Here is a 21,762-nt window from a genome sequence, read left to right as displayed (position 1 = left end):
CATAAGCGCGCCATGACCGATACCCTCGCCCCGCAGGAGGCCAATGGATCCGCAGCACCCGCAGTGCCTGCGGCCCGGCGACTATTCATCAAGACCTACGGCTGTCAGATGAATGTCTATGACAGCGAGCGCATGGCCGATGTCCTGCGCCCGCTGGGCTATGCGCCGACGGACACACCCGAGGGTGCCGATTTCGTCATCCTGAACACCTGCCACATCCGGGAAAAGGCCGCCGAGAAGGTCTATTCCGAGCTCGGCAAGCTGCGTCAGATGAAAGAGGCCCGGGCTGCGGCCGGGCAGGGGGCCATGACCATCGCCGTGGCCGGCTGCGTGGCCCAGGCCGAGGGCGAGGAGATCATGCGGCGTCAGCCTGCGGTCGATCTGGTGGTCGGACCCCAGGCCTATCACCAGTTGCCCGAGCTTCTGACCCGCACCGCCCGGGCGCGGGGCGAGCGGATCGGAGCCGATTTCGCGCCGAACGAAAAGTTCGACGCCATGCCCGCCGTGCGCGGCGTCGACGGCCCGACCGCCTTCCTGACGGTCCAGGAGGGCTGCGACAAGTTCTGCAGTTTCTGCGTCGTCCCGTATACGAGGGGGGCGGAATGGTCCCGGCCGGTCGTCGATGTTCTGGCCGAGGCCCGGGGACTGGCGGAACAGGGCGTGCGTGAAGTGACCCTGCTGGGTCAGAACGTGAATGCCTATGACGGTACCGGAGCGGACGGTGCGGTCTGGAGCCTGGCCCGGCTGGCCAGAGCCTTGGCCGACATCCCCGGCATCGCCCGCATCCGCTATACCACCAGCCACCCCAACGACATGTCCGACGACCTGATCGCGGCCCATGGCGAGCTGGAAGCCCTGATGCCCTATCTCCACCTGCCGGTGCAGTCGGGGTCGGACCGCATTCTGCGGCTGATGAACCGCAAGCACGGGCGTCAGACCTATATCGACCTTATCGGACGTATTCGTCGGGCGAGGCCTGACATCGCCATCTCCGGCGATTTCATTGTGGGCTTTCCGGGCGAGACAGACCGGGATTTCGAGGACACTCTGGGTCTGGTGCGGGAAGTCGGCTACGCCTCGGCCTTCTCCTTCCTGTATTCGCCGAGACCGGGAACTCCGGCGGCCACCATGGGAACCCCGGTGCCGGGCGATGTCGCCCTGTCCCGCCTGCACGCACTGCAGGCCTTGCTGCTGGACCAGCAGACAGCCTTCAATGTTGCCCAGGCTGGCCGGACTCTGGACGTCCTGTTCGAGAAGAAGGGGCGTCACGGAACCCAGGCCATCGGCCGTTCGCCCTATCTGCAATCTGTCCACGTCGAGGACGCGGATCATCTGATCGGCCAGATCGTTCCGGTCCGGATCGAACACGGTCAGCAAAACAGCTTGAAAGGTCGCCTGATTGGCGCGTGAATCCGAATTCCTGGCTCTCGACGACCGGTCACTCCGGGCGGTCATCGGGCCCAACAGCCGCCATGTCGCCTTGATCGAGGACGCTTTCAAGGTTTTGATCGAGGCTCCCGGCGGCGGCGTCTCGATCAATGGCGGCACCCGCGACCGGGCCAATGCCCGGGCGGTCATCGCCGGTCTGGTTGCACGTGCCGAAAAGGGGGCCGAGGTCAATGAGGCCGACGTCCGGGCCGGAATCGGTCTTGCCCGGGGCGGTGGGGGCAAGGCTTCGCTCAATGATCCCATGGCCCTGCCGGTCGGCAAACGCGGGGCCATCGTCCCCAAGACGAACGCCCAGGCCCGCTATCTGGAGACCCTGGCCAGCTGCGAACTGTCTTTCGGCGTGGGCCCGGCGGGCACGGGAAAGACCTTTCTGGCGGCGGCGTACGGGGCCTCCCTCCTGCGGCGGGGGCAGGTCGACCGTCTGGTCATCACCCGGCCGGCCGTTGAGGCGGGCGAGAAGCTGGGCTTCCTGCCCGGCGACCTGAACGAGAAGGTCGATCCCTATCTGGCCCCGATCTGGGAGGCGCTGAACGACATCCTCGGGGCCGAGGACGTCCAGCGACGGCGTGACAAGGGCGAGATCGAGGCCGCGCCCATTGCCTTCATGCGGGGCCGGACCCTCAGCCACGCCTTCGTCATCGTGGACGAGGCGCAGAACACCTCCCGGCTGCAGATGAAAATGGTTCTGACCCGTCTGGGGGAAGGGGCCAGAATGGTGGTCACCGGCGATCCATCCCAGATTGACCTGCTGAATCCCCGCGATTCCGGCCTCGCCCACGCCCTGCGCATCCTTCGTGACGTAAAGGGTGTGGGGGTGCTGGAGTTCGAGGCCCAAGACGTGGTCCGCCATGCCATGGTCGAACGGATTGTCCGCGCCTATGACGCCGACGCGGCGCGGGGCCGGCCGGCTCCGGATCTCGAGGACCCGGCCGCCGCATGATCGAGGTCGAGGTCGAGGCCGGGGACTGGGCCGACACAGTCGCTGACGTCGAAGACCTTGTTCAGCGGGCGGCCATTGCGGCGCTGGGTTCGCGCGTCGGCGGCGTCGTCGTCCTGCTGACCGATGACGCGACGGTTCAGGAGCTGAACGCCCGTTTCCGCGATCGCGACCGTCCCACCAATGTCCTGTCCTTCCCGGCTGCGGCCATGCCGGATACCGGCGGACCGCTGTCTCTGGGCGACATCGTCCTGGGCTACGGCGTCTGCGCGCGAGAGGCCGATGCGCAGGGCAAGACGCTGGCCAGCCATCTGACCCATCTGGTTGTCCACGGCGTCTTGCACCTGCTGGGGCGAGACCATGAAGTTGACGCAGAGGCCGAGGCGATGGAGGCCGAAGAGCGGGCGGTGCTTGCCAGGCTGGGGGTCGCAGACCCATACACGCTGCCGCATGACGAATGACCTTGCGATTTTCCTGCGGAAGGCCGTGACCGGTCGCTTCGGCCGCATCGGTCTGGCCCTGGTGGCCGGAATCGCGGCCGCCCTGGCCCATCCGCCGTTCGGCGTGTTGCCCGGGCTGCTGGCCTATCCGCTTCTGATGATCCTCGCCGAACGGTCGGGTTCCGTGCGTGGAGCCCTCTGGATGGGCTGGCTGGCCGGCTTCGGCTATTTCGGCGTGGGCTGCTGGTGGGTCGCCGAGGCTTTCCTCGTCAATCCCGCCCAGGCCTGGATGGCTCCGTTCGCGGCCAGTCTTCTGCCGGCAGGGATTGGCCTGTTCTGGGGCCTCGCCACGGCGCTTTACCGGCGGGCTGCTCCCATGGGGCCCGGGCGGGTCATTGTCTTTGGTGCCCTGTTCGCTCTTGCTGAATGGCTGCGAGGCCATGTTTTGACGGGTTTTCCGTGGAACCCGGCCGGGGCCAGCTGGAGTGCGGGTTCGGCAGGATCCCAGTTTGCAGCAGTGGGCGGGGTCTATGGGTTGGGCTTCGTGACGGTGACGGCAGTCTCCGCCCTCGGAGCCCTTGCCATGGCCGGTCCGCGCAAGGCCCGTGCCGGGATTGCGATCGCGGGCGTCACGGCCCTTGCGGCCCTCGTTATTGGCGGGGGGCTTCGGCTTGCCGGGGCCGAGGTCCGGCCGACCGGGACTCTGGTCCGGATCGTCCAGGCCGATGTCCAGCAGGAGTCCAAATGGACTCCGGAGGCCTATCGCTCGATTGTCGACCGCTATGTCAATTTGACGGGCCGCCAGGGCGCGGCCCTTCCTGACGTCGTCGTCTGGCCCGAAGGTGCCCTGCCGGCGAGTTTCAACGATGTCTTTGCCCCGGGTGCGCCGGACGGCGAAGCCATCGCCCGCGCCGTCCGGCCAGGGCAGACCCTGCTGGCCGGCTTCGCGCGGGCCGCGCCCCGGGAGGAGGGCGGTTCACTCTATTACAACAGCCTGGTCGCGCTGACAGATGAAGGGGCTTCGGGGCTTCGGGTCGTGGCCGTCTATGACAAGCACCGGCTGGTTCCGTTTGGCGAGTATCTGCCTCTGGGCCGGCTGATGGGCGCGCTCGGAGTGCGCAGTCTGGTCCATATGCCGGCTGATTTCAGCCCCGGTCCCCGGCCGGCACCCATCAGCCCGCCCGGCGTGCCGTCCGTTCAGCCCCTGATCTGCTATGAAAGCCTGTATCCGGGCTTTACGCCGGGGTCGACCGGGCGACCGGACTGGATCGTCAATATATCGAACGACGCCTGGTTCGGAGCGACCTCCGGTCCCCTGCAGCATCTGAACCTGGCCAGCTACCGGGCGATCGAGACGGGGTTGCCGGTCGTTCGGGCGACGCCCACGGGGGTCTCGGCCATGATTGATCCATGGGGACGGGTTGTTCGTGACCAGCGGCTGGACGCCGGTGAGAGTGGGGTGATTGACGCCTATCTGCCGCAACCGGTGGGCATCACACCCTATGGCCGGTTCGGAGACCTTCTGTTCTGGCTTATGGTTCTGGTCGGACTGCTGCCGTCCCTCCCGGCATTGTGGCACCGTTTCCAAGGCCGGACTTAACCACAACGCGCCTGGCCGCCGCGATTTCTGATCCGACAGTGCGGTTGCGCGCGTAATCGCCATTTCCCAGAATTTGAATGACAGCCTGAACAGACGGGCGCATGAAACCGTCACGTTCAATCGAGGCGGTGACAGACGGGTTATGGCTAGAGGTGTCGGCGAGGACGGACCCCATCCGGTGGACCGTCATGTGGGCAGACGCGTGTGCGAGAAGCGCATCAGTCTGGGATACAACCAGAGCGATCTGGGGCGGGCGCTTGGTCTGACCTTTCAGCAGATTCAGAAGTACGAGAAAGGGGCCAACCGCATCTCTGCCTCGAAGCTCTGGGACATCGCCCGCTTCTTCAAGGTCGACATCGGTTACTTCTTTCAGGGCCTCGGCGAAAATCAGCCGGGCATGGCCGAGGGTGAGGGGTCTGTTTTCGACCACGACTTCCCCTCGACGCGCTATACGATTGAGATCTCCCGCCTGGCCCCCCAGCTGTCGACCCGTCAGCAGAAGCTCGCGCTCGAGCTGATCCGCGAAATGGCCGGAAAACCCGACACCTACGCCTGAGTCATTTCTGGCCGACGGTTCTGATCAGCCAGGTCGCGATTGTCCAAACGTGGGCGCGGCAACCTTCTGTTCCGCCCAGTAGACTGCTCCGTCATCCGGCTTGAACATGGTGCGCGGTGTGCCGTCGCGCGCCACGACGGCAAAGGTATTGGTGGCCGCCTCATACATCAGGGTGTCCCCGTTGGGTCGCCTTGCCGTTTCCGTCCCTTCAGGGGGCCGGGTTGTGAAGGCGGTGATCTTGTCGAGGAAGTCCTCGGCCGACCGTGCCCCGAAATCCTCCCCGTTGCGCGCATAGAGACGCAGAACCTTGTCATCGACGGTCTCACGCCGGTTGGCCGTGAGAACCGCTGCCTCTGGCATCGCGCCCGTGTCTGAGGACGGCCCATCCGCCGCCGTTGCGGTCAAGGTCGCTCCTGCTGCAGCTCCCGTCGCGCGGTCGCGCGTCTCCACGGCCGAGCCGCCTTCTCCGCATCCGCCGAGGCCCGCCAGGGCCAGCAGCGCAAAACCCGTGATCGTCCAGACCCTCATCCCACGCTCCTGTCCAAATCCATGGAACGATGTTATGCACAGCAAGAATGTTCTTGCAATGTTCTTTTTCGTCCCGCTCGACGGCGTAGCCGGTGCCCGCTAGACGATGCCCATGACCTTCCCGGTTCTGACCTCTCGCAAGATCCTGCTGATCGTGGGCGGCGGTATCGCGGCCTACAAGGCGCTGGAGCTGGTGCGGCTGTTGAAGAAGGCGGGGGCCGAGGTGCGGGCCGTGCTGACAGAAGGCGGGGCCGCCTTCGTCACGCCCCTGTCACTGGCTGCCCTGACCGGTCACCCTGTGCGGATGGGACTGTTCCTGCCCGACGAGGAAACCACCATGGGGCATATCGAACTGTCACGCTGGGCAGACCTGGTCGTGGTGGCTCCGGCGACCGCGGGCCTGATCGGCAAGGCGGCCAACGGTCTGGCGGATGACCTGGCCTCGACCACGCTTCTGGCCACCGACAAGCGTGTGCTGCTCGCCCCGGCGATGAATGTGCGGATGTGGCAGCATCCGGCGGTTCAGGCCAATGTCGCCCGGCTTCAGGGCTTTGGCGACCTGCACGGCATGGCCGTGGTTGGTCCTGATGACGGTGAAATGGCCTGTGGCGAGTTCGGGCCGGGCCGGATGGCCGAGCCGGCCGCGATCCTGACGGCCATCGAGGACCTGCTGGAAGACACGGTCGCCGTGGGCCAGGTGGCTCGCCCGCTGGCCGGGCGGCATGCGGTGGTGACGGCGGGCCCGACCTTCGAGCCCATCGACCCGGTGCGGGGCCTGACCAACCGCTCCAGCGGAAAACAGGGCTATGCGATTGCCGCCGCGCTCGCGGCGCGCGGGGCCACCGTGACCCTGGTGTCCGGGCCAACGGGTCTGCCGGCCCCTGCGGGTGTGACCCGCCTCGAGGTCGAGACGGCGCTGCAGATGCAGGCGGCCACCGGTGCGGCGCTGCCCGCAGACATCGCCGTGCTCAGCGCGGCCGTGGCGGACTGGCGCGTCGACACGGTCGCTGGCGGCAAGATCAAGAAGGCCCCGGGTGGGCCGCCCACGCTCAGTCTGATCGAGAACCCGGACATTCTGGCCGGCATCGCCGCCCCCGGGCCGATGCGTCCCGCGCTGGTGATCGGGTTCGCCGCCGAAACCACGGACCTCGAGGCCAATGCCCGGGCCAAGCTGTCGCGGAAGGGTTGCGACTGGATCGTCGGCAACGACGTCTCGGCTGATGTGTTCGGGGCCGACGGCAATACGGTCCTGCTGGTCTCCGCCGGCGGGGCCGAGGCCTGGCCGCGCCTGTCGAAGACCGAGGTGGCGAGCCGTCTGGCCGACCGGATCGCCGAGCATTTCGTCCCCAAAGCCTGAGAGCGCGAGCCGTTGAGCACCCTTCGTATCCTTCGCCTGCCCCATGCCGAGGGTCTGGCCCTGCCCGCCTATGAGACCCCTGGATCCGCCGGGTTGGACCTGAGGGCCGCCGTGCCGGAGGACGCGCCAATGACGCTCGAACCGGGCCAGCGGGCGCTGGTGCCGACCGGCCTCAAGATCGCGCTGGAGCAAGGGTGGGAGGCGCAGATCCGGCCGCGCTCGGGGTTGGCGCTCAAGCACGGCATCAGCGCGCCGAACACGCCGGGAACGATCGACAGCGACTATCGCGGCGAGGTGGGGGTGATCCTGATCAACCTCGGCCAGGAGCCGTTTGTCATCCGGCGGGGCGAGCGGATCGCCCAGATGGTTATCGCCGCCGTGGCCCAGGCGACCGTCGTCGAGGTTGCGGATCTGGACGAGACCGCGCGGGGCGCCGGCGGCTTCGGCTCCACCGGGCGATAGGCACGCATCCATTCCGGCATACCGGCGTTAACCCTGCCGACGGCCAAGCTGGGCCGTAGCATCTCCGGAGCGTCGTCGATGGAAGACCTTCTCGCCCAGCTGGGCAACCTGCTTCAGGGCCTGCTGGCCTTGGCCGACAGTGGCTTCGACGGCGTCAACCAGGTCCTCGGCCTGATCATCGCGGCCGTGTTCGGGTTTTTTCTCATGGGTGCCTGGCGTGGGCTGTGGAGCGCCGCCTTCGGGGCCATGGTCGTGCATACTCTCGTGGAAGCGATCCGGCCCATGCTCGACGGCGGAGCCTTTGCCCTGCCCGATCTAACTGACGGAGGCTTCTGGATGACGCGGCTGGCCCTGTTTCTGGGCTATGCCATCGTCATCGCCGTCTTCTTCTTCATCCGGACCCTGTTGACCGGCGGATTTGGCCGGCGTCGTGCACCGGTGCACTGAGACGATCGGGCGGGCGTATTCGCTCGCCCCTTTCCCTTTCAGGTGGACGGAGCTATAGGGCTCTCACATCGTTAGACCGGCGTCCAACGGCGTCGTTCAAAGCGGCGGCCGTGGAGGCCGACCGCTTTTCTTTTTGCCCGAAACGAATCCCTTGCGCGCCAAGACTGTCGAAGACCGTGAGATTCTGGAGCTGATCGATCCCGTCGCGGACTCGATCGGCCTCAGCATCGTGCGCGTGCGCCTGATGGGCGGCACCCTGCGCCGTCGGCTGCAGGTCATGGCCGAACGTCCTTCTGACAACGACATCGATGTCGGCGAATGCGCCCGGCTGAGCCGCGCCATGTCCGAAGTGCTGGACGCGGCAGACCCCATCGCCGGGGAGTATCTGCTGGAAGTCTCCTCGCCCGGGATCGACCGGCCCCTGACCCGGTTGAAGGATTTCGACCTGTTCGAGGGGATGGAAGCCCGGCTGGAAACCGACCGGATGATTGAGGGGCGCAAGCGCTTCAAGGGTCTGGTCGCCGGGACGGAGGGCGACAACATCGCCATCGACCTTGATGGCGAGGACGAGACGGCCCTGATTCCTTTCGACTGGCTGGTGGATGCCAAGCTGGTCATGAACGACGCCCTTCTGAAACGCGGGGCCGCGATCCGCGCCGCACGAGGCGAACCTGAAGACGACGGGCTCCCCGAAGGCGCGCCTGAAGACAAGACCAGCACCAAGACTTCTGAGGACGACGCCTGATGGCCGTGACCGGTATTTCTGCCAATCGCCTTGAACTTCTGCAGATCGCCAATGCGGTAGCCCAGGAGAAGAACATCGACCGCGAGATCGTGGTCGAGGCGCTCGAGGAAGCCATCCAGAAGGGGGCCAAGTCGCGCTACGGGGCCCATCACGACATCCGGGCGAAGATCGATCCCAAGACCGGCGAACTGGCCCTGACCCGCCATGTCACCATCGTCGAGGACGACTGGATGCCGGAAGACGAGCTGGAGGAGTTCAACGACTCCGCCATGGTGCGCCTGACGGACGCCTCGAAGCGCGACCCGGATGCCGTCGTCGGCAAGGAATATGTCGAGGACCTGCCGCCATTCGAGTTCGGTCGTGTCCAGACCCAGATGGCCCGCCAGGTCATCACCGGGAAGGTCCGCGAGGCCGAGCGGGCCAACCAGTACGAAGAGTTCAAGGACCGCGTCGGCGAGATCGTCAACGGCACCGTCAAGCGCGTCGAATACGGCAACACCATCGTCGACCTGGGCCGGGGCGAGGGCATCATGCGCCGCGACCAGTCGATCCCGCGCGAGGTGTTCAACATCGGCGACCGGATTCGTACCTACATCTATGACGTCCGGCCCGAGGCCAAGGGCCCGCAGATCATGCTGTCGCGGGCTCATCCCGGGTTCATGGCCAAGCTGTTCGCCCAGGAAGTGCCCGAGGTCTACGACGGCGTGATCGAGATCCGCGCCGCCGCCCGTGACGCCGGCTCGCGCGCCAAGATGGCCGTGCTGTCGAATGACAGCTCGATCGACCCGGTCGGTGCCTGCGTCGGCATGCGTGGCTCGCGGGTCCAGGCCGTCGTGGCCGAACTGCAGGGCGAGAAGATCGACATCATCCAGTGGAATCCGGACGAGCCGACGTTCATCGTGAATGCGCTTGCGCCCGCCGAGGTCTCCAAGGTCGTGCTCGATGAAGAGGCTGACCGCGTCGAGGTGGTCGTGCCGGACGAACAACTGTCGCTGGCCATCGGCCGTCGCGGCCAGAACGTGCGCCTCGCCAGTCAGCTTACCGGCTGGCAGATCGACATCATCACCGAAAGCCAGGACTCCGAGCGTCGCCAGCGCGAGTTCTCGGAGCGGACGACCCTGTTCCAGGAAGCTCTGGACGTCGACGAGGTCATCGCCCAGCTGCTGGTCACCGAAGGCTTCGCTACGGTCGAGGATCTGGCCTTCGTCGAAAACTACGAAGTCGCCGAGATCGAGGGCTTCGACGAGGACACGGCCGAGGAGCTTCAGGCCCGTGCCCGCGACTATCTGGAGCGTCAGGCGGCCATCCTTGATGCGAAACGCGTCGAGCTTGGCGTCGAGGACGGCGTTCTGGCCGTTCCGGGCGTAACCCTGCCGATCGCCGTGGCCCTCGGCGAAGGCGGCGTGAAGACCGTTGAGGATCTGGCCGATCTGGCCACCGATGAGATCCGCGGCGGCTTCGAGATGAAGAACGGCGAGCGGACCAAGGTCCCGGGCGTGCTGGAAAGCTTCAACATGGCCCAGGAGGACGCCGAGATGCTGATCCTTCAGGCCCGGGTCGCGGCCGGCTGGATCGACGCCTCCGAACTGCCCCAGCCGCCCGAGCCCGAATATGAGGAAGAAGGCGAGTTCGCCGAGGGCGAGTTCGACGCCGAGGCCGTGTTCGACGCCGCACCGGAAACGGATGAGGCCGCCGCTGATGACGCCGGGGTCGCCGACCTCGAGCCGACCCGCGACGCGTGATGCGGTGCGCTGTCCATGAGCTTGCGCGACGCGACGATCGATAGGGAGCGCCGGGACCTGGTCACACACCAGGCCATGGATGAATCCCGCCTGATCCGTTTTGTCGCCGGGCCGGACGGCACGGTTGCCCCTGATCTCGGCCGCAAGCTGCCGGGACGGGGCATGTGGGTGGAGGCCTCCCGGGCCTCTGTCGACGCGGCTGTTAAAAAGAACCTCTTCTCGCGCTCTGCCAAAACCGCGCTCAAGCCTCCTGCCGACCTTGCCGACAGGGTGGAGACCCAGCTTGTCCGCCGCTGTCTGGACCAGCTGGGCCTTGCCCGGCGCGAGGGCGTGCTTATCTCGGGGTTCGAGAAGTCGGCAGCGGCGATCCGCTCCGGCAAGGCCGCCTGGCTGATCGAGGCGACCGACGGTGCGTCCGACGGACGGAGTAAGCTTCTTTCGCTGGCCCGCCATCAGACCACCCGGATCTGCGGTGTTTTCAGCGTGGATGATTTGAGTTTGGCCCTCGGGCTGGAAAATGCGATACACACCGTCCTGCTGCATGGCGGCAGAGCCGATCGCTGGACCTTCGAGGTCGAACGACTGGCTGGGTTTCGATCGCTTCGGCCCGGTGCCTGGGACCTGGATCATCCGGGTTCCGCGCACAGGAACGGGTCGGACGAAGACCCGAGGGACGAGCCTGAACGGGCGGATTGACGGGCGGCGTCAGGCCTCTTTCGAGAGGCGGACGCCGCACGGCTTTTTGCGTTTTCAAGCGTTGAGGCGTGAGATTTTGAACGACCGGCGGACTTCTCCGCCCACGAGTAAAGCGACCGGATGAGCGACGAGAACGACAAGACCAACGACGGCCAGACTCCGCAGGCCCCCGCCGGAACCCCGTCGACGACGGGACCGCGGGCCCCGCTGAGCCTGAAGCCCCGGGCTGTGGGATCGGTTTCGACCGGTACCGTGCGCCAGAGCTTCAGCCACGGCCGGACCAAGACGGTGGTGGTCGAGACCAAGCGTCGCCCCGGCGCGCCGGTCGGTGGCCATCAGCGTCCGGCGGGGTTCGACGTCGCCCGGCCTCGCGCCGACACGCCTCCATCCCCGGCACCAGCCCAGCGTCCCCAGATGCAGCAGCCCGCCGGTGGCCGCCTGTCCAACGAGGAACAGGAAGCCCGCCGCCGCGCCATTGAACTGGCCACCCAGGCCCAGGCCGAGCGCGCGGCTGCCCAGGCTGCAGAACAGGCGCGCCGCGACGCCGCTGCGCGCGATCAGGCCGCTGCCGCTGCCGCTGCCGCCAGCGCCGCCCAGGCCGAGGCTGCCGCCGCCCGTGCTGCGGCCGAGTCCGCCCGGGCAGAGGCCTCGAAGCTGACGGCCGCCGCTCCGGCGAAGCCGCCGGCCCGTGCGCCCCTCGCGCCCAAGCCTGCCGCCGCTGCCCCGGCCCCGGTGGCCGCGACGCCACCGGCTCCCGAACCCGCCGCAGCCGCGCCGGCCCCCGCCCGTCCGGCCCCGCCGGCGCGTCCGGTGGTCAATTTCGGCCAACGCGTTCCCAAGGCTCCGAACCCGGCACGCGCGCCCATCGATCGTCCCGCCTTCGGTGCCCGCTCGGCCCGTGAAGAGGCCATGGGTGGCGGCGAGAAATCCTATTCCGACCGTCCCGCCAATGCCCGTCCGGGCGGCGCGACCGCGCGTCCGGCCGAGCCTGTCCGCTATTCGGCCCTGAACCCGCGTCCGGCGCCGGGCACCGCGCGTCCCGGCGGGCCCCGCACCGGCCCCGGCGGTCGCCCGGCCCCGAACGCCCCGCCCGTGGCGGCCGAGGTCTCGCGCCCCAGCCGGACGGCCGGCGGTGGCTTTGCCCGCCCGCTCAAGCCCGAGGACGATCGCGACAAGCGGTTCTCCGACGCCGGAAAGGCCGTCAGCCGCACCCGCGGCGAGCCCAAGCGCCGCGAAGGTCGCCTGACCATCCAGTCGGTCGCCGGTGACGGTGACACGGCCGAGCGGATGCGTTCGCTGGCCTCGGTCCGCCGCGCCCGTGAGCGCGAGAAGGAAAAGCGCAAGGGCGGCTCCACCGATGCGCCGAACCGTCCGCGCGAAGTCGTCATCCCTGACGTCATCACCGTCCAGGAGCTGTCCAACCGGATGGCCGTGCGCGGCGTCGACATCATCAAGTTCCTGATGAAGCAGGGCCTGATGATGAAGATCAACGACGTCATCGACACCGACACCGCCGAACTGGTGGCCGACGAGTTCGGCATGACCGTGCGCCGCGTGTCTGAGTCCGACGTCGAGGCCGGCTTCCTGTCCGACGACATCGACGACGAGGCGACGACGCCCCGCGCGCCGGTCGTGGCCATCATGGGCCACGTCGACCACGGCAAGACCTCCCTGCTCGACGCCCTGCGCACCACCGATGTGGCTTCGGGCGAGGCCGGCGGCATCACCCAGCACATCGGGGCCTATCAGGTGAAGACGCCGTCGGGCGAGGCGGTCACCTTCCTCGACACCCCCGGTCACGCCGCCTTCAGCGCCATGCGCACGCGCGGCGCCAACGTCACCGACATCGTCATCCTCGTGGTGGCGGCGGACGACGGGGTCATGCCCCAGACGATCGAGTTCATCTCCCACGCCCGCGCGGCCGGGGCTCCGATCATCGTGGCCGTCAACAAGGTCGACAAGCCGGACGCCGATCCGCAGAAGGTCGTCAACGAACTGCTGCAGTACGAAATCATCGGCGAGGCCCTGGGCGGCGAAACCCAGATCGTCGAGGTCTCGGCCAAGGCCCGGACCAACCTGGACGGCCTGATCGAGGCCATCCTGCTGCAGGCCGAGGTCATGGACCTGAAGGCTGATCCCGAACGCTCCGCCGAAGGCGTGGTCATCGAGGCCAAGCTGGACAAGGGCCGCGGCCCGGTCGCCACCGTCCTGGTCAAACGCGGCACCCTGCGCCGTGGCGACATCGTCGTGGCGGGCTCCGCCTGGGGCAAGGTGCGCGCCCTGCTCAACGAGCGCGGCGAACAGCTGACCGAGGCCGGCCCCTCTGTTCCGGTCGAGATCCTGGGTCTGGACGAGGCCCCGTCGCCCGGCGAACCGCTGGCCGTGGTCGAATCCGAGGCCCGCGCCCGCGAGCTGACCGAATATCGTGCCCGCACCAAGCGCGAGAAGGCCACCGGCGGCATCAACCAGGTCAGCCTGGTCGACATGATGGCCAAGCTGGGATCCAAGAAGATCTCGGAGCTACCGGTCCTCATCAAGTCGGACGTCCAGGGTTCGGGCGAGGCCATCCAGGGCTCGCTCGAGAAGATGGGCAATGATGAGGTTCGCGCCCGGGTCATCTACTCCGGCGCAGGCGGCATCACCGAAAGCGATGTGCAATTGGCCAAGTCGGCCGGAGCCCCGATCCTGGGCTTCAACGTCCGCGCCTCGAAACAGGCCAAGGACCTCGCCGACCGCGAGGGCGTGGAGATCCGCTATTACGCGATCATCTACGACCTTCTGGACGACATGAAGGGTGTGCTCTCGGGCATGCTGGCCCCGCTGCAGCGGGAAACCTTCCTCGGCAACGCCGCGGTGCTGCAGGTGTTCGACATCTCCAAGACGGGCAAGATCGCCGGTTGCCGGGTGTCGGAGGGTGTGGTCCGCAAGGGGGCCAAGGTCCGGATCATCCGCGACGACGTCGTGGTTCTGGAACTGGGCACGCTCGCAACGCTCAAACGCTTCAAGGACGAGGTCAACGAGGTGCCGTCGGGCCAGGAGTGCGGCATGCATTTCCAGGGCTTCCACGACATCAAGGTCGGCGACTACGTCGAATGCTTCACCGTCGAGGAAGTACAGAGGACGCTGTAGCAGGCCGGCAAGGTTATCTTCCTCCCCCTCGGGGAGGGACGTCGCTCAGCGACGGGGTGGGGGCGGCCGCAGGGCCGCCCTTTCCAATTCGGTGCCGCCTCCCTTCGGCCGCAAGTCGCGCTACAGTCGCGTCATGTCCCTGCGTCTGATCCCTGCCTTCAGCCTGATCCTGCTGGCCACGCCAGCGGCGGCCGATACCCGCTATCTGGCCTTTGACCCGTCGGACCGCGTCACCACGGCCCTGACCCGTGGCGTCACGCTGGAGGTCGAGCGGGGACTGTTCGGCGGTGTCAGCGTCCGGCGCATCATCTCCACCAGCGCCCGGGGGGCCGCGACCCTGACGCGCGGCGGCCCCGATCAGGCCCGGGCCGCGCTCCCCGCCGGCGCGGCCGAAAGCGCGGTCTATTCCATTGCCCCCGAGGGCGACGGGCGGGGTCTGGCCCGGGCCCTGTGCCCCGGGGCCGATGAGACGTTTCTGGTGCTCGGCCGAATTCGCATCGGCCGGCCCATGGTCATGCAGGCGGCGGGGCGCTGGCCCGATGGCCGGTTCCGATACTGCACCACCCTGTCCTATGTCTGGCGAGGGGAGTGGGCCCTGCCCCCGCGCAGCACGGCCCCTCAAACCCCCTGATGAGGCGCGCGGTCGCCCTTCTGACCGCCGGTCTGCTGGGTCTGGTCGCCGCGCTCTGGACCTGGACCCGCCCCGGCGACCCGACGCTGTTCCCGGCTTCCACGCACGGCGGGGTGACCGTCCACCTTCTGAACAACGGCTTTCACACCGATCTGGCCGTCCCGCGCGCCGCGCTGGAGGCCGGGGGCGGCCCCCTTGCGCAGGCGTCGCGTTCGCTGGGACCCGGTAACTGGATCCTGATCGGCTGGGGGGATGCGCTGTATTTCGTGGACACCCGGCCCATGGAACATCGTATCCCGGATGGCCTGCGCGCCTTTTTCCGCCCGGGCAATGCGTCTGTGATCATGCTGGACCCCGAGGCCGGCGATCCCTCCCGTCGGTTCACGCCGGACCGCCGGCGGACCCTGTCCCTCCCGCCCGAAGCCTTCGCCGGCCTGACCAGGCGGATCGAACGGTCGTTGGCCCTGACCACAGGCCATCCCCACCCCGTGGTCATCCGTCCCGGGGCGGGTGCGCGCTTCTTCGCCAGCCATGAGCCGTTCTGGATCGGCTACCTCTGCAACAGCTGGACCGCCCGGGTCCTGAACGCTGCCGGCCTGCCGATCCGGCCGATGCGGGCGGTCACCGCCGGGGAAATCCTCGCCACCGTCGACCGCGCGCAATTGGACAGGGCCGCCCGGGACGACTAGACCGCGCCCTCTTTTGTTTCGGCCGGGTCCGATCCCCGGCAAACAGGACGGTCTGAATGAGCAATCGCAAACCCAAGTCGAAATCCACCGCCGGTCTGGTCAGCCAGCGCCAGCTGCGCGCCTCCGAGCTGATCCGCCACGCCCTTGTCGAAGTGATGCGCGAAAACGAGATCCGCGATGAGGCCCTGATCGGCGTCTCGGTGACGGTGACCGAGGTGCGGCTGTCGCCGGACCTCAAACACGCCACCTGTTTCGTCGAGCCGCTGGGCGCGGGGATCGAGACCTCCCCGACCGCCGGCCACATCGACGAGATCGTCAAGGCGCTGAACGCCCATGCCAAATTCCTGCGCGGGGCGCTGGGGCGTCACATCGATATGCGGTTTACCCCCGACCTGCGTTTCCGCCACGACGAGAGCTTCGCCGCCGCCGAACGTCTGAACCGGTTGCTCGACGATCCCCGGGTGCGGGCCGACTCCTTCGTGCCGCCCGTCGAGGATGACGAGGACGATGCGGCCCCGGGTACGACCGGCCCAGCGTCCTGATGGGCCGCCGCAAGAAGGGCCTCGTCGTGAACGGCTGGGTCTGTCTGGACAAGCCGTACGGGCTGGGGTCGACCGACGCCGTGTCGAAGGTCCGCCGGCTGTTCGATGCGCAGAAAGCCGGCCATGCGGGGACGCTGGACCCGCTCGCCAGCGGCATCCTGCCCATCGCGCTCGGCGAGGCGACCAAGACGGTGCCCTTCATGATGGAGGCGCAGAAGGTCTATCGCTTCACCATCAACTGGGGCGTCTCGACCGACAGTCTGGACCGTGAGGGCGAGATCGTCGGCCGTTCGGACGTCCGGCCGCCGGTCGAGGCGGTCCGCGCCGCTCTGCCGGCCTTCATCGGCGAGATCGACCAGACCCCGCCGCGCTATTCTGCCATCAAGGTCGACGGTCAGCGGGCCTATGACCTCGCCCGCGAGGGCGCGGATTTCGAGCTGGAGTCGCGCCGCGTCACCATCCATTCGGCCGAGGTCACCGACGCCCCCGACGCGGACCACGTCGAACTCACCATCCGCACCGGCAAGGGCGTCTATGTCCGCTCCCTCGCCCGCGATCTGGCCGTCATGCTGGGGGCCGAGGGGCATGTCTCGGCCCTGCGGCGCGAGCGGGTGGGGCCGTTTTCGGTCGAGAACGCCGTCACGCTGGATTTCCTGACCGATCTGGTGCATAGGGACGCCGCCTTGGAAGGCTTACTGCCCGTTTCGACCGCCCTGGACGACATCCCGGAGCTGGCCATCACGGAACAGGACGCCTTCTCGCTTCGGCAGGGACGGCCGATCGTTCTGCTCCCCCGACAGGTTGAAACCCTGAAGAGCCGTCTTCGCGACGGCTCTCGCACCGTTTCCGCCTTTCAGGGACAGACCCTCGTCGCTCTCGGTCAGTTGCGGGCCGGCCGGCTAGAACCCGACCGCGTATTCAATCTCCAATAAGGAGTTACACGATGTCGATTACGCCCGAGCGTAAGAACGAAGTCATCGCCGAGAACGCCCGCTCCGCAGGCGACACCGGTTCGGCCGAGGTCCAGGTCGCGATCCTTTCGGAACGCATCGCCAACCTCACCGAGCACTTCAAGACGCACAAGAAGGACAACCACTCGCGCCGCGGCCTGCTCAAGATGGTCTCGCAGCGTCGCCGCCTTCTGGACCACCTGACCAAGGTCGATAAGGAGCGGTATACCGCCCTGATCACCAAGCTGAACCTGCGCCGCTAGGCGCAAGTCGCGGAACGATTTCGAGGCGCGGGCCCTGTCCGCGCCTCTTTCCGCATCTTAAAGACCGGTGTGCCGCCGGATGTACGGCGCAGGAACCTGATCGGCAGAGGCGCTTCGCCGAGGCCGTGAATCAGGTCCCGGAAACTGACGCGAGGGCTCGATAACGGTCCTCAACTTCCCGGGCGTTTCGCGATGGCGCGGCCGCCCAAGGATCGAAGGACTGAACGCCCGACGCTCCACCCACTGATGGGACCCCGCGCGGAATCCGCCCGCGGGATACGAAAGACGAAACATGTTCGATATCAAACGCAAGACGATCGACTGGGCCGGACGCCCGCTGACCCTGGAAACGGGCCGCATCGCCCGCCAGGCTGACGGCGCTGTCCTCGCCACCTATGGCGAGACCGTCGTCCTCGCCACCGTCGTTTACGGCCGCGCGCCCAAGCCGGGCCTGGATTTCTTCCCGCTGACCGTGAACTACCAGGAAAAGACCTTCGCCGCCGGCAAGATCCCGGGTGGCTATTTCAAGCGTGAAGGCCGTCCGACCGAGAAGGAGACCCTGGTCTCGCGCCTGATCGACCGTCCGATCCGCCCCCTGTTCGTCAAGGGCTTCAAGAACGAGACCCAGGTCGTCATCACCGTGCTGCAGCACGATCTGGAGAACGATCCCGACATCGTCGGCATGGTCGCCACCTCCGCCGCCCTGACCCTGTCGGGCGTGCCCTTCATGGGCCCGATCGGCGCTGCGCGCGTCGGCTATATCGACGGCGAGTTCGTGCTCAACCCGACCCTGGACCAGCTGCCGGAGTCGTCGCTGGATCTGGTCGTCGCGGGCACCAAGGACGCCCTGATGATGGTCGAGTCCGAAGCCAAGGAACTGTCCGAGCAGGTCATGCTGGACGCCCTGATGTTCGCCCATCGCGGCATGCAGCCGGTGATCGACGCGATCATCGAAATGGCCGAGCACGCCGCCAAGGATCCGTTCGACTTCCAGGCCGAGGATCACTCGGGCGTCGTCACCCAGATCCAGTCGCTGGTCGGTGAGGACATCAAGGCCGCCTACACCCACCCCGGCAAGCATGCCCGTCATGAAGCCGTCGGCGCCGCCAAGAAAAAGGCCTCGGCCGCCCTGGTGAAGACCGACGAGAACCCGGACGGCGTCGATTCAGCCAAGTTCGGCGTCGCCTGGAAGGAATGCGAAGCCCACGTCCTGCGTCGCGACATCATCGACAACGCCCACCGCGTTGACGGCCGTGCGCTCGACAAGGTCCGCGACATCGTCTCGGAAGTCGGCATCTTCCCGCGCACCCACGGTTCTGCCCTGTTCACCCGTGGTGAGACCCAGGCCATCGTGGTCGCCACGCTCGGCACCGGTGAGGACGAGCAGTACGTCGACGCCCTGTCGGGGACGTACAAGGAGAAGTTCCTCCTGCACTACAACTTCCCTCCCTATTCGGTCGGCGAGACCGGTCGGATGGGCGGCGCGGGCCGCCGGGAAATCGGTCACGGCAAGCTGGCCTGGCGGGCGATCCGTCCGATGCTGCCGACCGCCGAGGAGTTCCCCTATACGATCCGCATCGTGTCGGAGATCACCGAGTCCAACGGCTCGTCCTCCATGGCCTCGGTCTGCGGAGCCTCGCTGGCGCTGATGGACGCGGGCGTGCCCCTGAAGAAGCCCGTCTCGGGCATCGCCATGGGCCTGATCCTCGAGCCGTCGGGCGAGTTCGCCATCCTGTCCGACATCCTGGGTGACGAAGATCACCTCGGCGACATGGACTTCAAGGTCGCCGGCACGCGTGACGGCATCACCTCGCTGCAGATGGACATCAAGGTCGCCGGCATCACCGAGGAGATCATGAAGAAGGCGATCGCCCAGGCCTCGGCCGGCCGCCTTCACATCCTCGACGAGATGGACAAGGCCATCGACGGTGCCCGCACCGAGCTGGGCGAATACGCGCCGAAGATCGAATCCATCAAGGTTCCGGTCGACAAGATCCGCGACATCATCGGCACCGGCGGCAAGATCATCCGCGAGATCGTCGAAAAGACCGGCGCCAAGATCAACATTGAGGACGACGGCACGGTGAAGATCGCTGCCTCGGACCAGGAGAAGATCGACGCCGCCAAGAACTGGATCTCCTCGATCGTGTCCGAGCCCGAGCCCGGCATGATCTACTCCGGCAAGGTCGTGAAGGTCGTCGACTTCGGTGCCTTCGTGAACTTCTTCGGGGCCAAGGACGGTCTGGTCCACGTGTCCCAGATCGCGCTCGAGCGCGTCTCCAACCCTGCCGACGTTCTGTCGGAAGGCCAGGAGGTCAAGGTCAAGTTCCTCGGCTTCGACGATCGCGGCAAGACCAAGCTGTCGATGAAGGTCGTCGATCAGGCCACCGGTGAGGACCTGACCGACAAGATCAATGCCGAGCGCGCCGAGCGCGGCGAGCCCCCCCTGACCGAAGACACCGGCGGCGGCGGCAAGAAGCGTGAAGGCGGCGGAGACCGTGGCGGCGATCGCGGTCGCGGCCGCAGCCGTCGGGACTGATCCCCGGCGGTCTCGCTGAAAGAAACGAGGCCCCGCTGGCAACAGCGGGGCCTTTTTCTTGCTTTCGTCATCCTCCGGCAAGCCGCGCTTGCGGCGCAGACCGGAGGACCCAGCGGCGCCGAAGGCGACCTGTTCAGGTGCCATGCCGGAGGGTGTCGCGTTCGCGACAGGTTCGCGCTCTCGCGCGCCGCTGGGTCCCCCGGTCTCGCTGCGCTCGCCGGAGGATGACGAAAGTGACTACGCGGCGCACTCCGCCGGCTTCGCCTCATCCGGCCCGTACTGGCCGCAGGCGCGGTCGATCTCGTCTTGGATCAGGGCGCAGGGGTTGTCCGGGTTGCAGGGCGGGTGGCTGGCCGGGCTGACCATGGTGCAGCGCTCGGCGAGGCGGATCGCGGCGGCGGACCCAACGCTGTCGGTGCAGGAGCCGCCCTCCGTGCCCCCCGTATCCTGCGCGACGCCAACGCCCTCCTCCTGTGGCGGCGCGTCGTCGGGCATGACCGGCGTCTGCTCGACGGCGGTCGCAGCCGGTTCCGTGGCGGGCGGGGTCTCGGGCGATCCGCACGCAGAGAGGGCCATGGCCATCATGAGGGCGAGGGCGGCGGGAACACGGGCCATGGGTCGTCTCCGGGCGATCTGGAAAACCCGACGATGGCCCCGTTCGGCGGTTCGGGGAACCCCGCTACGCCTGTTGGGCGAGCGCCCGGTCGACGGCGGCCTTCTGCAGGGTGAACAGGTCCCGGCACCCCAGCTCGGCCAGTTCGAACAGGCGGTCGAATTCCGGGCGCGAGAAGCCCCGCTTCTCGCCTGTGGCCTGGATCTCGACGATGGTTCCCGCGCCGGTCAGCACGAAATTGCCGTCGGCCTCGGCATTGGAATCTTCCTCGTAGTCGAGGTCCAGCACGGGCGTGTCGGCGAACACCCCGCAGGAAACGGCCGCGACCTGGTCCAGGATCGGATCGGCCTTCAGCACACCCTCGGCCCGCAAATAGCCCAGCGCCGAGGCCATCGCGACCCAGGCCCCGGTGATGGAGGCCGTGCGGGTACCGCCATCGGCCTGGATCACATCGCAGTCGATCAGCACCTGACGCTCGCCCAGCGCCTTCAGATCGACCACGGCGCGCAGCGATCGGCCGATCAGGCGCTGGATTTCCTGGGTCCGGCCGGTCTGCTTGCCCGCCGCAGCCTCGCGCCGGCCACGGGTGTGGGTCGCCCGGGGCAGCATGCCGTATTCGGCCGTGACCCAGCCCGCCCCCTTGCCGCGCATCCAGCCCGGGACGTTTTCCTCCACCGAGGCCGTCACCAGCACCTTCGTGTGGCCGAACGAGACCATGCAGGACCCCTCCGCATAGCGGTTGATGCCCGTTTCGAGGGTCACGGTGCGGAGCTGCTCGGGGGTGCGGTCGGAGGGGCGCATGATCGGGGCCTCAGGGCGTTGCGGAACGGGCCGGCGTGCTTATCCTGAAACCATGAGCCTGTATGCCCCCGAACGTCAGGTGACACCGTCGTCGCCCCCGGTGGTGACCCTGCGACCCGCGACACCGGCCGACGCAGCGCTTCTGGCCGCCTGGGACCGCGAACCCCACGTCATCGCCTGCTCCAGCGACGATCCGGAGGCCGAGGTCGCCTTTGACGGCATCGACTGGACCGATGAGCTGTCAAACTCCGCCTATGAACTGACCTATGTGATCGCGGAGGTCGAAGGCCGTCCTGTCGGCGTAATGGCGGTGTGTGACCCCGAGACGGAGCCCAGCCACTACTGGGGCGAGATCGAGCCGAACCTGAGGGCCATCGACATCTGGATCGGACCGGCCGAATGGTTGGGACGGGGCGTCGGCACGGCGATGATGAGCCAGATGATCGACCGCTGCTTCGCCGATCCCGCCGTGGAGGCCATCGTAATCGATCCGCTCAACAGGAATACAGCCGCGATCCGCTTCTACCGGAGGCTGGGCTTCCGGCCGGAGGGGCGGCGCATGTTCGACGGGGACGACTGCCTGGTCCACCGGCTGACCCGGCCGGACTGGGAGGCCCGCAGCCGATGACACTGCCGCTCAGCCCCC

General features: G+C 67.5%; 22 protein-coding genes. 19 read left to right on the top strand and 3 right to left on the bottom strand.

All coding sequences use genetic code 11. The annotated features are described in order from the left end of the window. The first annotated feature begins 12 nt into the window (after nucleotides 1-12). From miaB to SJY26_RS04165, 5 genes are all read left to right on the top strand, one after another. On the top strand, nucleotides 13-1,410 hold the full coding sequence (miaB, locus tag SJY26_RS04185) for a tRNA (N6-isopentenyl adenosine(37)-C2)-methylthiotransferase MiaB (RefSeq protein ID WP_396594896.1): 1,398 nt from the start codon (nucleotides 13-15) through the stop codon (nucleotides 1,408-1,410). Further along, nucleotides 1,400-2,389: a PhoH family protein gene (locus SJY26_RS04180; protein WP_396594895.1), complete on the top strand. Its 990-nt coding sequence runs from the start codon at nucleotides 1,400-1,402 to the stop codon at nucleotides 2,387-2,389. Before miaB ends, SJY26_RS04180 begins: the two co-directional genes overlap by 11 nt. Continuing rightward, nucleotides 2,386-2,847, top strand: a complete 462-nt coding sequence (gene ybeY, locus SJY26_RS04175; protein WP_396594894.1) for an rRNA maturation RNase YbeY — start codon at nucleotides 2,386-2,388, stop codon at nucleotides 2,845-2,847. Before SJY26_RS04180 ends, ybeY begins: the two co-directional genes overlap by 4 nt. Beyond that, nucleotides 2,837-4,426, top strand: coding sequence for an apolipoprotein N-acyltransferase (lnt, locus tag SJY26_RS04170; RefSeq protein WP_396594893.1), 1,590 nt, complete (start codon nucleotides 2,837-2,839; stop codon nucleotides 4,424-4,426). The genes ybeY and lnt overlap by 11 nt, the downstream gene beginning before the upstream one ends. Nucleotides 4,427-4,568: 142 nt before the next feature. Further along, the gene (locus SJY26_RS04165; RefSeq protein ID WP_396594892.1) at nucleotides 4,569-4,982 is read left to right on the top strand and encodes a helix-turn-helix domain-containing protein; all 414 of its coding nucleotides are present in this window, start codon (nucleotides 4,569-4,571) and stop codon (nucleotides 4,980-4,982) included. A gap of 24 nt (nucleotides 4,983-5,006) precedes the next feature. Here the strand turns inward: SJY26_RS04165 and SJY26_RS04160 are convergent, their stop codons facing one another. Next, nucleotides 5,007-5,510: an S-type pyocin family protein gene (locus SJY26_RS04160; protein ID WP_396594891.1), complete on the bottom strand. Its 504-nt coding sequence runs from the start codon at nucleotides 5,508-5,510 to the stop codon at nucleotides 5,007-5,009. 112 nt (nucleotides 5,511-5,622) lie between these two features. On the opposite strand from SJY26_RS04160, the gene coaBC reads away from it, so the two are divergent. The 13 genes from coaBC to pnp all read left to right on the top strand — a co-directional run bounded on the left by coaBC (nucleotide 5,623) and on the right by pnp (nucleotide 19,702). Next, nucleotides 5,623-6,867, top strand: coding sequence for a bifunctional phosphopantothenoylcysteine decarboxylase/phosphopantothenate--cysteine ligase CoaBC (coaBC, locus tag SJY26_RS04155; protein WP_396594890.1), 1,245 nt, complete (start codon nucleotides 5,623-5,625; stop codon nucleotides 6,865-6,867). Between the two features lie 12 nt (nucleotides 6,868-6,879). Continuing rightward, nucleotides 6,880-7,329, top strand: coding sequence for a dUTP diphosphatase (dut, locus tag SJY26_RS04150; protein WP_396594889.1), 450 nt, complete (start codon nucleotides 6,880-6,882; stop codon nucleotides 7,327-7,329). A 78-nt stretch (nucleotides 7,330-7,407) separates the two neighbouring features. Beyond that, entirely contained in the window at nucleotides 7,408-7,776 is a 369-nt protein-coding gene (locus SJY26_RS04145; RefSeq protein WP_396594888.1) for a hypothetical protein, read from the top strand. A gap of 151 nt (nucleotides 7,777-7,927) precedes the next feature. Further along, nucleotides 7,928-8,521, top strand: coding sequence for a ribosome maturation factor RimP (rimP, locus tag SJY26_RS04140; RefSeq protein WP_396594887.1), 594 nt, complete (start codon nucleotides 7,928-7,930; stop codon nucleotides 8,519-8,521). Then, nucleotides 8,521-10,263: a transcription termination factor NusA gene (gene nusA / locus SJY26_RS04135; protein WP_396594886.1), complete on the top strand. Its 1,743-nt coding sequence runs from the start codon at nucleotides 8,521-8,523 to the stop codon at nucleotides 10,261-10,263. Before rimP ends, nusA begins: the two co-directional genes overlap by 1 nt. A 15-nt stretch (nucleotides 10,264-10,278) precedes the next feature. Next, on the top strand, nucleotides 10,279-10,959 hold the full coding sequence (locus tag SJY26_RS04130) for an RNA-binding protein (RefSeq protein WP_396594885.1): 681 nt from the start codon (nucleotides 10,279-10,281) through the stop codon (nucleotides 10,957-10,959). Nucleotides 10,960-11,079: 120 nt separating this feature from the next. Next, the gene (gene infB, locus SJY26_RS04125) at nucleotides 11,080-14,088 is read left to right on the top strand and encodes a translation initiation factor IF-2 (protein WP_396594884.1); all 3,009 of its coding nucleotides are present in this window, start codon (nucleotides 11,080-11,082) and stop codon (nucleotides 14,086-14,088) included. A 133-nt stretch (nucleotides 14,089-14,221) separates the two neighbouring features. Beyond that, on the top strand, nucleotides 14,222-14,719 hold the full coding sequence (locus SJY26_RS04120; RefSeq protein WP_396594883.1) for a hypothetical protein: 498 nt from the start codon (nucleotides 14,222-14,224) through the stop codon (nucleotides 14,717-14,719). Beyond that, the gene (locus SJY26_RS04115) at nucleotides 14,719-15,408 is read left to right on the top strand and encodes a DUF2459 domain-containing protein (RefSeq protein ID WP_396594882.1); all 690 of its coding nucleotides are present in this window, start codon (nucleotides 14,719-14,721) and stop codon (nucleotides 15,406-15,408) included. Before SJY26_RS04120 ends, SJY26_RS04115 begins: the two co-directional genes overlap by 1 nt. 56 nt (nucleotides 15,409-15,464) lie before the next feature. After that, nucleotides 15,465-15,950, top strand: coding sequence for a 30S ribosome-binding factor RbfA (rbfA, locus tag SJY26_RS04110; RefSeq protein ID WP_396594881.1), 486 nt, complete (start codon nucleotides 15,465-15,467; stop codon nucleotides 15,948-15,950). Beyond that, nucleotides 15,950-16,882, top strand: coding sequence for a tRNA pseudouridine(55) synthase TruB (truB, locus tag SJY26_RS04105; protein ID WP_396594880.1), 933 nt, complete (start codon nucleotides 15,950-15,952; stop codon nucleotides 16,880-16,882). The genes rbfA and truB overlap by 1 nt, the downstream gene beginning before the upstream one ends. Nucleotides 16,883-16,893: 11 nt before the next feature. Continuing rightward, nucleotides 16,894-17,163 (top strand): 30S ribosomal protein S15, encoded by a 270-nt coding sequence (gene rpsO, locus SJY26_RS04100; RefSeq protein WP_396594879.1) that lies wholly within the window; start codon nucleotides 16,894-16,896, stop codon nucleotides 17,161-17,163. A gap of 292 nt (nucleotides 17,164-17,455) precedes the next feature. After that, a complete protein-coding gene (gene pnp / locus SJY26_RS04095; protein ID WP_396594878.1) occupies nucleotides 17,456-19,702 on the top strand; it encodes a polyribonucleotide nucleotidyltransferase in 2,247 nt (748 codons plus the stop codon). A gap of 237 nt (nucleotides 19,703-19,939) precedes the next feature. Here the strand turns inward: pnp and SJY26_RS04090 are convergent, their stop codons facing one another. Both SJY26_RS04090 and rph read right to left on the bottom strand, forming a co-directional pair. Next, nucleotides 19,940-20,317 carry a hypothetical protein gene (locus SJY26_RS04090; RefSeq protein WP_396594877.1) on the bottom strand — a complete coding sequence of 126 codons (378 nt, stop codon included), beginning with the start codon at nucleotides 20,315-20,317 and terminating at the stop codon, nucleotides 19,940-19,942. Between the two features lie 64 nt (nucleotides 20,318-20,381). Then, entirely contained in the window at nucleotides 20,382-21,116 is a 735-nt protein-coding gene (gene rph / locus SJY26_RS04085; protein WP_396594876.1) for a ribonuclease PH, read from the bottom strand. Between the two features lie 52 nt (nucleotides 21,117-21,168). On the opposite strand from rph, the gene SJY26_RS04080 reads away from it, so the two are divergent. Beyond that, nucleotides 21,169-21,744: a GNAT family N-acetyltransferase gene (locus SJY26_RS04080; RefSeq protein WP_396594875.1), complete on the top strand. Its 576-nt coding sequence runs from the start codon at nucleotides 21,169-21,171 to the stop codon at nucleotides 21,742-21,744. Nucleotides 21,745-21,762: the final 18 nt, after the last annotated feature.

This window comes from Brevundimonas sp. R86498 (assembly GCF_044598075.1).
In the GTDB taxonomy this organism is placed as follows: Bacteria; Pseudomonadota; Alphaproteobacteria; order Caulobacterales; family Caulobacteraceae; genus Brevundimonas.
The sequence above is the reverse complement of the archived record's forward strand: the minus strand, read 5'-3'. Positions and strand labels throughout refer to the sequence as shown.

Excerpts from the sequence above, each read along its gene's own strand:
- SJY26_RS04115 (WP_396594882.1), top strand. The coding sequence starts at position 14,719 with ATGAGGCGCGCGGTCGCCCTTCTGACCGCCGGTCTGCTGGGTCTGGTC.
- miaB (WP_396594896.1), top strand. The coding sequence starts at position 13 with ATGACCGATACCCTCGCCCCGCAGGAGGCCAATGGATCCGCAGCACCC.
- SJY26_RS04145 (WP_396594888.1), top strand. The coding sequence starts at position 7,408 with ATGGAAGACCTTCTCGCCCAGCTGGGCAACCTGCTTCAGGGCCTGCTG.
- SJY26_RS04090 (WP_396594877.1), bottom strand. The coding sequence starts at position 20,317 with ATGGCCCGTGTTCCCGCCGCCCTCGCCCTCATGATGGCCATGGCCCTC.
- rpsO (WP_396594879.1), top strand. The coding sequence starts at position 16,894 with ATGTCGATTACGCCCGAGCGTAAGAACGAAGTCATCGCCGAGAACGCC.
- ybeY (WP_396594894.1), top strand. The coding sequence starts at position 2,386 with ATGATCGAGGTCGAGGTCGAGGCCGGGGACTGGGCCGACACAGTCGCT.
- infB (WP_396594884.1), top strand. The coding sequence starts at position 11,080 with ATGAGCGACGAGAACGACAAGACCAACGACGGCCAGACTCCGCAGGCC.
- lnt (WP_396594893.1), top strand. The coding sequence starts at position 2,837 with ATGACGAATGACCTTGCGATTTTCCTGCGGAAGGCCGTGACCGGTCGC.
- truB (WP_396594880.1), top strand. The coding sequence starts at position 15,950 with ATGGGCCGCCGCAAGAAGGGCCTCGTCGTGAACGGCTGGGTCTGTCTG.
- SJY26_RS04080 (WP_396594875.1), top strand. The coding sequence starts at position 21,169 with ATGAGCCTGTATGCCCCCGAACGTCAGGTGACACCGTCGTCGCCCCCG.
- rbfA (WP_396594881.1), top strand. The coding sequence starts at position 15,465 with ATGAGCAATCGCAAACCCAAGTCGAAATCCACCGCCGGTCTGGTCAGC.
- SJY26_RS04130 (WP_396594885.1), top strand. The coding sequence starts at position 10,279 with ATGAGCTTGCGCGACGCGACGATCGATAGGGAGCGCCGGGACCTGGTC.
- SJY26_RS04120 (WP_396594883.1), top strand. The coding sequence starts at position 14,222 with ATGTCCCTGCGTCTGATCCCTGCCTTCAGCCTGATCCTGCTGGCCACG.
- SJY26_RS04165 (WP_396594892.1), top strand. The coding sequence starts at position 4,569 with ATGGCTAGAGGTGTCGGCGAGGACGGACCCCATCCGGTGGACCGTCAT.
- nusA (WP_396594886.1), top strand. The coding sequence starts at position 8,521 with ATGGCCGTGACCGGTATTTCTGCCAATCGCCTTGAACTTCTGCAGATC.
- pnp (WP_396594878.1), top strand. The coding sequence starts at position 17,456 with ATGTTCGATATCAAACGCAAGACGATCGACTGGGCCGGACGCCCGCTG.
- coaBC (WP_396594890.1), top strand. The coding sequence starts at position 5,623 with ATGACCTTCCCGGTTCTGACCTCTCGCAAGATCCTGCTGATCGTGGGC.
- SJY26_RS04160 (WP_396594891.1), bottom strand. The coding sequence starts at position 5,510 with ATGAGGGTCTGGACGATCACGGGTTTTGCGCTGCTGGCCCTGGCGGGC.
- rph (WP_396594876.1), bottom strand. The coding sequence starts at position 21,116 with ATGCGCCCCTCCGACCGCACCCCCGAGCAGCTCCGCACCGTGACCCTC.